The following is a 6,222-nucleotide window of genomic DNA, read 5'->3' as shown; positions in this document are numbered from 1 at the left end:
TTTTGATTTTTTCAAAATGGAGCTTCTGCCTAACGGAGGATTTACATAAAGCACTCTGTTTTCTTTTGAAAATTCGAGGGCAATATTTTTACAATTACTTCCTATTTCAATATCCCAAGACTGAATACCAGTAATTACGATGTCATGTTCTGCCATACGTTCTTTTTATTTTTTTTTATCATTTCGTTCTTTGTCCATTTCTGAATATTAAAATCATATTGCTTTATAACCCTCGCAGGATTCCCGGCTACAACCGAAAATGGTAGAATATCTTTTGTAACTATACTTCCAGCTGCCACAATTGAATGCTTTCCAATTTTCACTCCCGACGTAACAACTACGTTTGCTCCAATCCAACAATCATCTTCTATTTCAATCTTTGATATTGAACACTTCTGTTCTCTAGGAGGTATTGTAATATCTTCAAAACCATGGTTCAATCCACTGATAACGACATTTTGGGCAATATTGACGTTGTTCCCAATTTTAACCGGACCAATAATAGTATTACCTAATCCTATCCTACTCTTTGAACCTATAACCACATTTCCCATTGCATTATTCACACATGAATAATCTTCAATAGTTGAATAGTCTCCTATTTCAAACTTATTGAAAGGGAAGACGTCCATTCGTGATTGACTCCTAATTAAGGAGCCTTTACCTTTTTTATGAATTATTGGGTTCAATAACATCCGAACCCATAACCTTGGCCGAGGCCTATACGCTGGTTGAAGCATCCATAAGACTATTCGCTTTAACCGAGGGTCCTCTTTTATTATTTCTATTATTTTTTTCATTTAGCTTCTGAAGATTTAGATACGGAATGTGGCGTATGTATGAAATTTTTGTTTGCGCCTCTTAAATTCATTATGGCAGATACTGTAGAAAATATAGCTCCAGGAAGAGCCATTACGCCTCTCCATAAATTTCGATTCCAGAATTTATTTGGTATAGCGATTATATATGCAATTACATTTGCAAAGAATATTGAAGTCCATATCCTATGGAATAAATCATTACCAATAAATTTAAAAACTAGAGCTCCTATTAAAAGGAATACGGGTAATAATAATCGCGGGGGCAATGCTAATTGAATTGCTTTATAGAAATAGTCAAAATTCCCTTTTAGCAACTCTTTGAACATCGTAGGGATAGTCTTCCATAAAAAATGATATTGTGCACTTATCCATCTAGTGCGTTGTTTCTCAAACACTTCACGGCTCTCAATTTTTTCATCATAAATCAAGGCAGACTCTAAGTACTCTATTCTTATTCCTTCTTTAATTAACTTAAGCTCTAGTTCTTTATCAAATCCTCCTGTTGCATCAATAGTCTTCATTAATCGCTTAAATAATTTGTAATTAAAAGCCATTCCTGAACCAACCAATCTTGATGATAAATTTATCGATGAAGGCCCCTTACAATAGATATGATTATTAATCTCTTCACTTAGCCCGTCCAGAATTGCAAATTGCGTGTTGTCATTTTTTGCACATCGATGCCCCTGGATAGCAAAATATCCATCTACATATTTGCATGCCATTTTAAGCATTGCATTTTGTGCCATTATATTGTCTGCATCTAGTATGAGTGCCATTCCATAATCATCACCTAATTGTTCCATTGCAAAATTTAAAGCTTTGGCTTTAGTGCTTTTTTCAAAACTTACTTCAATAACTTTGATAGGTAATTGATGTAATGCATCAATAGTTTGGGGATGCATGTTATCAGCGATCACAACGACTTCAAAACGCCCAGGATAATGTTGTTTTGAAGCCTCAGTTGCTGTTTCAATGATTACCTTATCCTCACCATATGCAGGAATCAAAACACATATTGAGGGATAGTGAAAGCTTAGAATTTCAGATTTGCTTTTATAGAATAATCCGCTTATCGAATAAAGCAGCATATAGGCTACGGATAAGGTGAACCAGAGGGTCCAACATATAATAAAAATCAAAACTATCGTATTAAATTGTTGCATAAATTAAAATGGTTTGAGGTTTAACTTACCATTGGATAAATTCCAAATGATTCCACTGCAATAGGCCTTCATCCTTTTCCAGTCGCCGATACAGCTAATAATATTTTTGGGTATTGAGATTATTGTCATGTAGGCCATGCTTACAAGAAACTTCCAGCCATGTATATTTCTACGGGCGTACAAAAACCGATTTCTTGTTTGATAATAAAATTTCAGCGTACTCTCTTTACCGACAGACAAAGATTCCTTATGATAAACAACAGCTGATGGGATATACCTTATTTCATATCCGAATTCACGAATACGATCACACCAGTCCAATTCTTCATAATAGAGAAAATACTTCTCCGACATTGGACCTACCTTTTTTATCATATTTCTAGTTACCATCATAGCAGCACCATGAGCATAGCCGGTCGCCAATTCTATGTCATACTGACCATTATCTACTTGATGGTTCCCAATATGCCTATTACGTATTGTCAATGGATTTATTAGTGTTGAGCCAGCATACTGAATTACATTAGGTCTATCATAATATTTTATTTTAGGACTTACCGCCCCAAGGTTTTTATCGGATTTCAAGCGCTCCATAAGGATTCGGATTGTTAATGGCATAACCACGGTATCATTATTCAGAAAGAATATGTACATGCCTTTGGCGTATTTAACACCCAAATTATTGCCGCCCGCAAATCCAAGATTGGTGGAGCTAAAAACCAATTTCACATCTGGAAACTTGTCATGAATTATTTGGGGGGCAACTAAGTGGGATGCATTGTCAACTACAATTACTTCATAGTTTGAATATCCAGTAATCTTTAACGATTCAAGTAGTTCACAAGTAACTAAAGGATCATTGTAATTTATAGTAACAATTGAAACAAGTGGGTCTGTTTTTTTCTTATGTATTACTTCCATGAACTCCTTTTATTTTCAAAACGAAGTTTCAATCTTTAGACCATTTACATATTACTATACGAATCTGATTTTAGAGCAAAAAAAATGACTCCAATAGAGCCATTTTCTCTGTTAGAGAAAAAACGATTACGCGATTATCCTAGATTTAATAATGCAACCGAGAAGATAAAAAAACGCACAAGTTGTGCTGAATAGTTCTGAGACTAGACCTCTTTTAGGTAGCATTATTTCCATTTCCTTTATATCCCAATTACCTTTAAAATACTTCAAGTATTTTTCTTCAGAAGGATTTACAATTACTTCAATACTCTCAGACCATTCATACCTTATCGTTTGAATATTACCATGTGTGTATTGCATTAATTTATATCCTAAAGAATATTTAGGTAAGTAATGTAGAAATACATCACCTAAATCATGTGATGGCTTAAATCCTACTTTATCCTTCTCTACCATTATTATTTTACCCTCAATTTCTAATATTAGCCACTTATGAGATTCTTTCGGATGCAAATATTCTCCAATCAAAGACGGCACTTCCAAATATCCTCTTTTTGCCACTCTCGATTGTTCTTTTAAAAATAAAATAGGGTCATCAACATGTTCGAGAACATGATTACATATTACATAATCAAATGCATCATCTTTAAACGGAAGGTCAGCACCATCTGCCTGAATAAATTTTTGATTTTCCAATAATTTAACATCGCCAGAACGATGATAATTTGAATCCACAAATTTATCAACTACTACATCAGATCTAAAATGAGGGTTATGCCCTCCTCCTACCTCCAGCACTTCAAATATTCGTGGAATTCTAATATGATTTCTAGATATCGGGTTTCTTATTTTCATGATGATAGTTTTTTAAGATTAATTGATTCATAGGCTTTTTGAACGGAGCGCCTAATGACATTTCCTCCTCGTTTTAAAATGTTTTTTAATTGCAATTCTATTTTCCTCTTTACCATCACATACCCTACAAACACGCCTGCCAGCACATTCGTTACGGTAATCACAGCGATAAATTCAAGACTTTCAAAGAAATATATAACCATCAGGTCTCCAATAATATTCACTGAGGCCATGATAAGTACTTTATAAAAATTAAGCTGAGGCATGCCCATGGCATCTAATGTAATTCCAGTAAGACGATCGAATGGTAAGAACAAACCATAAATTAAAAAGACTTGGAATATAATAACGGAATCTGCGTATTCATCACCTCCAATAAGTAATACCAAAGGCTTTGACAGCAAATAAAGAATTGCCATAAATGGCACATAGAGAATGGTTAGCACCCCGATATATTCTTCAAGAGTTGCACTTAGTGCCTTCTTATCGTTTTTATTATCATGACCAGCCAATATCGGGAAGGCAACTGCAATTGCGCTTTTAAGAGGTGTCTCTACCAATTGAACCAACCTCAATGGAATACTATATATAGCAATGGCAGTTGGACCCAAAAATGCGCCTATTAAGAAAACGTCTGAACTCTTAAGTAAATTCGACCCTAGAAATGCCAGTGTGTGGTATTTAGCAAAAGAAATAAACTGCATCACCGATTTCTTAGTGGCTTTAAACAAAGTATTCCATCCTGTTTTTCCAATAAACAGAGCAAGCATACTTGAAACAGAAAACATACTAACGTGAAGCTGAACTAACACCTCTACTTCAAATTTTTGAAAGATGGATACCAGACATATCAATAAAAAACCAACTGCATTGAAAATTCGGATCAAAGTAATTTTGGAAAAATCCAATATTACTTGATGGTTCCAAATGAAATAGAAATATGGCATAGATATAAGACCATAGATTGGGTAGAATTTCAGAAAAAGCAACAGTCCCACCGAGCTTATAACACCCGAAAAATATAGACTAAAACATATCGTAGATACAATAATTAAAAAAACAATATTGATTAACCATCCACTTCCTATCAGTTCATTTTTTCGATCTCGAGTTTCACCACTGCTATATTTAATTAATGCTGTTTGAACGATGCCGGCTTTCACCATATCAATAAACGTCATGATAGACAGATACAAAACCCATTGGCCAAAATCTTCTTTTGTCAAAATGCGAGCAAGAATCATAAATGAAATAACTGCAAAACCTTTTGTTCCAATTTGCGCTATCAGGGCTTGTGAATTTTTATTCGCTAATATTTTTTTTATCATATTTTTCATATGGACTTATTATTCGATTTAATCAATAGTGTTCTTCCAAAAACAGGATATTCTTCGCCTCTATCCCATTTAGGCGACATATATACAAATGCTATTGACCACAGAACAATTACACTACTAGGTAAAGCCACAGTAACCGCAGCTCCATAATTGGCAACCATCAATGCAATCACTCCACAAGTAAATCCACTCATTATATTTCTTAATTTTTTGGTTTTTAGCCGCCAAACTATGATCAACATATTAGAAATCATTACTAAATGAATAATGTAATAAAGATATAAGCCTACGATTCCAGTCTCGGCTTGAATTCTAACGTATTGCCCATCCGTTTCAAAATTGGCAAGAAAATTATCAGGCGAGAACCTTTTCCCCCAAACACCAGCCGAACCAATTCCTCCGCCAAATGGCTTATCAGATAAGAAAGCATCTAGGTTAGCCCTGTTCTCTAATCTAACATTAAAAGATTCATCCTTTGTTGCCGAAAAGGCAGTTCTCATTCTCCTAATGGGCTCTACACTGTGTAAGACGAACGTAAAAACAAGAAGATAAAGGAGTAATCCACCTACAAAAGAACCTAATAATAATACTCTGTAGTTCCGCGATAGAACCAAATATATGGCTAATCCGATAATAGGAATAATGATAGCACCTCTGGTGCCAGAAATGAACATACCATAACAACTAACTGCCGCTGTGATATAATAAAACCATTTTCTTTTGCTATTATCTTCAATAGAAAATATGATTGCAATCATCATTACATGTGCTTGAGATGAACCAAATTGATTTGCATCGGAAGAGAATGAAAACATACGTGTAAAAACTCCCCATAACACATGAGTAACTGCACCTCCATCATCAAGCCATGCTTGCTCAAAAGCAAACAAACCAAACCAGAACTGTTTGGCACCGTAAAGGCCTAGTAGTATCGACGCCGTGAACCAAATATCTATAAAGGTTTGGCAGTCCTTCTGCTTATTGTAAATTAAAAATATTAATGGAACCAACAATATACCATACAGGGCCAGGCCTCTAACCGCATACAACCATGCAAGGATACTAGGTGCTAATGGGTTAAACAACTCTAAGAAACAATATAGCATCCAAACCGCAACGCAG

At 34.8% G+C, this 6,222-nt stretch carries 6 protein-coding genes; all 6 read right to left on the bottom strand.

The genetic code is table 11. The features are described from left to right. Nucleotides 1–134: 134 nt before the first annotated feature. Entirely contained in the window at nucleotides 135–800 is a 666-nt protein-coding gene (locus HRT72_10435) for an acyltransferase (protein NQY68119.1), read from the bottom strand. Then, entirely contained in the window at nucleotides 797–1,831 is a 1,035-nt protein-coding gene (locus HRT72_10430) for a glycosyltransferase (protein ID NQY68118.1), read from the bottom strand. Before HRT72_10430 ends, HRT72_10435 begins: the two co-directional genes overlap by 4 nt. A 159-nt stretch (nucleotides 1,832–1,990) precedes the next feature. Continuing rightward, nucleotides 1,991–2,908, bottom strand: coding sequence for a glycosyltransferase family 2 protein (locus tag HRT72_10425; GenBank protein ID NQY68117.1), 918 nt, complete (start codon nucleotides 2,906–2,908; stop codon nucleotides 1,991–1,993). Nucleotides 2,909–3,034: 126 nt separating this feature from the next. Continuing rightward, nucleotides 3,035–3,763 (bottom strand): methyltransferase domain-containing protein, encoded by a 729-nt coding sequence (locus HRT72_10420; protein NQY68116.1) that lies wholly within the window; start codon nucleotides 3,761–3,763, stop codon nucleotides 3,035–3,037. Then, a complete protein-coding gene (locus tag HRT72_10415) occupies nucleotides 3,760–5,091 on the bottom strand; it encodes an oligosaccharide flippase family protein (protein NQY68115.1) in 1,332 nt (443 codons plus the stop codon). Before HRT72_10415 ends, HRT72_10420 begins: the two co-directional genes overlap by 4 nt. Before the next feature lie 5 nt (nucleotides 5,092–5,096). Beyond that, the coding region (locus HRT72_10410) for an O-antigen ligase family protein (protein NQY68114.1) at nucleotides 5,097–6,222 on the bottom strand (1,126 nt) is incomplete at its 5' end.

The sequence above is a fragment of the Flavobacteriales bacterium genome (genome assembly GCA_013214975.1).
In the GTDB taxonomy this organism is placed as follows: domain Bacteria; phylum Bacteroidota; class Bacteroidia; order DT-38; family DT-38; genus DT-38.
Note: the sequence above shows the minus strand (reverse complement) of the source record. Positions and strands in the feature narration are given on the sequence as shown.